5 protein-coding genes are annotated in these 3,649 nt (G+C 68.4%); 3 read left to right on the forward strand and 2 right to left on the reverse strand.

All coding sequences use genetic code 11. The features are described 5' to 3' along the window. A partial coding sequence (locus ACWDS7_RS47315) for a hypothetical protein (protein WP_451934653.1) occupies positions 1-248 on the forward strand: 248 nt, incomplete at its 5' end. A gap of 26 nt (positions 249-274) precedes the next feature. Here ACWDS7_RS47315 and ACWDS7_RS47320 read toward each other — a convergent pair. After that, positions 275-1,261, reverse strand: a complete 987-nt coding sequence (locus ACWDS7_RS47320) for a helix-turn-helix domain-containing protein (RefSeq protein WP_306867109.1) — start codon at positions 1,259-1,261, stop codon at positions 275-277. Positions 1,262-1,379: 118 nt separating this feature from the next. Continuing rightward, the gene (locus ACWDS7_RS47325; protein ID WP_451934654.1) at positions 1,380-1,850 is read right to left on the reverse strand and encodes a MarR family winged helix-turn-helix transcriptional regulator; all 471 of its coding nucleotides are present in this window, start codon (positions 1,848-1,850) and stop codon (positions 1,380-1,382) included. Positions 1,851-2,286: 436 nt separating this feature from the next. Here ACWDS7_RS47325 and ACWDS7_RS47330 point away from each other — a divergent pair, with 436 nt between their 5' ends. Continuing rightward, positions 2,287-2,733 (forward strand): MarR family winged helix-turn-helix transcriptional regulator, encoded by a 447-nt coding sequence (locus ACWDS7_RS47330; RefSeq protein WP_451934655.1) that lies wholly within the window; start codon positions 2,287-2,289, stop codon positions 2,731-2,733. Between the two features lie 357 nt (positions 2,734-3,090). Continuing rightward, the coding region (locus ACWDS7_RS47335; protein WP_451934656.1) for a hypothetical protein at positions 3,091-3,649 on the forward strand (559 nt) is incomplete at its 3' end.

The raw sequence follows: 3,649 nt of genomic DNA on the forward strand, positions 1-3,649 counted from the left end.
CGTTCAACAATTCACCGGTGGACGGGATCCGGATCCTGGCGCTGCTGCCGGAGAAATGGCGTAAAGACCTCAGGCAGGCCACCGGGGACGTCGTCATCCGGGTCCACACCGACGAGAGGGTGACCAGCGCGCAGATCCGCGCCGAGGTGATCGAGGCTCTCACCGATCCGGCGATCAGCCACTGGGAGCTCGCGGCCTGCCAGACCCTGGCCACCGGCCGTCCCGGGCCCGGGGAGGCCGCCCCCTGATCTCTCCCCCTCCCGGAACGGGACCGTCAGATCCAATTCTCCTCCTTGGCGCGCAGGGCGGCCTGGAAACGGTTGACCGCGCCGAGCCGGGCCATGAGGTCCGCGACATAACGGCGATAGGTCCGGACGGACACGTCGATCTCGCGTGCCGCGATCTCGTCCTTGTCGGCGGTGGCCATCACCGCGAGCACCCGCTTCTCCAGCTCGGACAGGAGCGGCGCGCCCGTGGAGGGCTCGGTGAAGTCGCGGAAGTCGGTGGCGGCCTGCCACACGCCGTCGAAGTAGGTGACCAGCTGGGAGACCAGGCCTGGCTCCCTCACGAGCAGCGCGCCGCGCGAGCTCTCCTTCGGGTTTATCGGCACGACCGCCACGCTGCGGTCGAAGATGAGCATGCGGTCCATGGGGTCCTCGGTGATGTGGATCTGACCGCCCAGGCTGACGACATCGCGCAGATACGACGCCATCATCGGGTCGTCGAGCGCCTTGGGGTGGTAGACCGCTTTCACCGCCAGTCCGCGGCGCAGGGAGCGGGTGTCCAGCGGCAGCGCCGTCTCGATGGCGCCCTGGGAGAGCGGGCCGCCGGGATGCAGGCACAGCGTCTCCTTGTAGGAGAAGAACCCGAGGTCGTCGAGCCGCTGACGGACCCGGTCGAGGCCCTCCACCCGCTCGATGTCGAGCACCGGCGTCGCGTTCTCCCCGTGCCGCTGGTCCTCCACGAACGACGCGATGGCGTCACGCGCCGCCAGGACGCGGCGGATCTCCATGTTGAGCTGGTCGAGCCGCTGCTCCACGAGGCGCTCGATGCCGATCCTCGGCTCGGTGGCCACCACCCGGTGGCGGTCGGTGAGGTCGAGCAGGGAGAGCCTGCCGAGCACCTCGGCCGCGGCCTCGACCGTGTCGGGGTCCATGTTGAGCGCCTGCCGTACCGAGCCGATCCCCTCGCCGCGGTGCCGCAGGAAGTATCGATAGAGCTCCTCGGCCTCGGCCGAAATACCGATGATGGAAATGTCCATGGCTCACCTCCTGGCCATGTACCTCACCCAGGGGGGTGACCGCAGGCTGGTCCACCTTGGCCCGGCACGCAGATATGTATATTTTCAAACTATCAGACCATAGATCGTTTGTAAACCCTCATATAGTGCCGGTCCGGCTCCCGCCGGTCAGCTGCGCGAGGATCCGGTCGAGATGGGCCCGGTCCTCATCCGTCAACCTGCCGATCACGCGGTCGTGGACCTCGGCGGTCACCGGATGGAGCACCTCCACCAGGAGCGCACGCCCGGCGTCGGTCAGCTCGATCGAATAGGCCCGGCGGTCGGTCAGGTCGCGGCTGCGCACGACCAGCCCGCGCTGCTCCAGGACGTCGATGATGTGCACCATCGTCGACCTGTCGACGGCGAGCCGCCGCCCGATCTCCTGCTGCGACAGCGGCCCGGCCGCCTCCAGCACGCTGAGCACCCCGTAGTCGCGCCAGCGGAGGTCGGCCCCCTTCAGCGCCTCCTCCAGCTCCAGCGTGACCTCGCGCGCCGCGCCGTTGAGCAGCCAGCCGGTGGACTCGGCCAGCAGCCGCGCGGCCGGCACGGGCGCACCCCGGTCTCCACCCATAGCTCCACCCCTTTCCAGCGGATCGACCGTCAGCCTTCCTGCCCGTCGGCCTCCTCTGACGGATCCACTCCGAGCACGATCTCACGGACCTCATCCCATGTGGTGCCGGCGTCAGGGCCGACCTGGCCTGCGGACATGGAGTCTCCTCACCCGGGATGGCCGCGGGTCCCCAGGCGGACCCTCCACCACCCTTCACGCATTAATCAGCTTCACAGATCCTCAGCAATCCTGTCAATCAGTAGTGCTGATGATTTGAATCCAGCTGTTGCGCTGCACATGTCGGCGTGTGACACTCTTGCCCTATAGCGTGTGACAGTCTTGCCATATATGAGCGTGCTTGATATGGGCACTTTTGCGCATTATGGAACGTGTGGCCGCTGAAGGGACGTATGTGAGCACTGATTCTCCGAATACGGATCTTCCCCTGCCGGATCTCATGTCCAGCTCCACCAGCCTGCTCGTGAGCAAGGCCAATGATCTTTTCGTCGAGATCTTCGAGTCGGCGGTGGAACCCTTCGGACTGCGGTCGAAGGACTTCATCGTGCTCACGGCCATCGACTCCATGGGGCCCCAGTCCCAGCAGCAGCTCGCCCGCACCCACGGCATCGACCGGACCACCATGGTCAGCGTCGTCGACGGCCTGGAGCGGCTCGGCCTCGTCCAGCGGGCGCGCAACCCGGACGACCGGCGCAAATACGCGATCGCCCTGACCAGCGAGGGGCAGGCGCTCCTGCGCCAGGATCTCGCCCCCACCATGACGAACGCCCTCGACACCTTCCTGGCGCCGCTCACCCCCGACGAGCGCGAGCTGTTCAACAAGCTCCTGTGGCGCCTGGTGCACGAACGCGGCCCGGTGGGATCCAGCGGAGCCGCCGCCTCCTAGGGAGCCGGAGCGGACGGCCCGCCGCGGGCGCCGAGTCCATCCAGGATCACCCGGTACGGCCGGCCCGCCCCGCACCGCGCTCCACCCGGCGGAGCGCCGGCCGCCCCACGGAGGCTTCCACCGCCGTTTCAACGAGTGATCACGGAATGGGCCACGCCCTGGGCGCGGAGCCGGAATTCCAGCACAGAACTGTCTGACTGCATCGATTTGCCGCTTCTGAAGGCCCTGTCAAGACATTGATTACGCCGTAAACACATGGAATACCGGATGCATCCCCGTAATTAAGGCACGGAGGAGCATCCGGTGAAAATCCCCCCGATCACCTCAAAAGCCCCACGATCCACCGGCCGTCTGGCGGTGGCGCTGGGAGTCGCCCTCGCCATGGTCGCGATGGGCGCCGCCCAGGCCACGGCGGCCCCTGTTCCCGTCCCCGCTCCCGCTCCCGTCAGAGACGCCGGCACCCGGGCCGTCGAGCCGGCCGGCAGGGTCCCGGGCGGTTTCGCCTCCTGGAAGGACCTGCTGGCCACCCAGGAGAAGCTGGTCAAGGCCGCCGACCGCGTCACCGCCGCCGTCAGGACACAGGACGGCACCGGGTTCGCCGGCATCATCGCGGCGCCGGAGAACCGCGAACTGCGCGTCTACTGGAAGGGAGACATCCCCGAGCGTGTCAGCGCCCTGGTCGGCCGGCTGCGCCGGGACGTCCCGGTCAGCGTCCTGCCCGCGGCCCACTCGGCCCGCGAGCTGGAGAGCGAGACGGACCGCCTCGTCCGCGCCTCCGGCGGCGCGATCACCTCGATCGCGCCGAACGCCGACGGCTCGGGCCTGACGGTCTCGGGCGCCGACTACGGCCTGACCCGCTCGAAGGTCGCCGACTCGGCGGTGCCGGTCACCGTGGAGGCCGGCGTCACGCCGGCCC

It is taken from the genome of Streptosporangium sp. NPDC003464 (genome assembly GCF_053588315.1).

Coding starts and splice junctions, on each gene's coding strand:
- ACWDS7_RS47325 (WP_451934654.1), bottom strand. CDS start 1,850: ATGGGTGGAGACCGGGGTGCGCCCGTGCCGGCCGCGCGGCTGCTGGCC.
- ACWDS7_RS47330 (WP_451934655.1), top strand. CDS start 2,287: ATGTCCAGCTCCACCAGCCTGCTCGTGAGCAAGGCCAATGATCTTTTC.
- ACWDS7_RS47320 (WP_306867109.1), bottom strand. CDS start 1,261: ATGGACATTTCCATCATCGGTATTTCGGCCGAGGCCGAGGAGCTCTAT.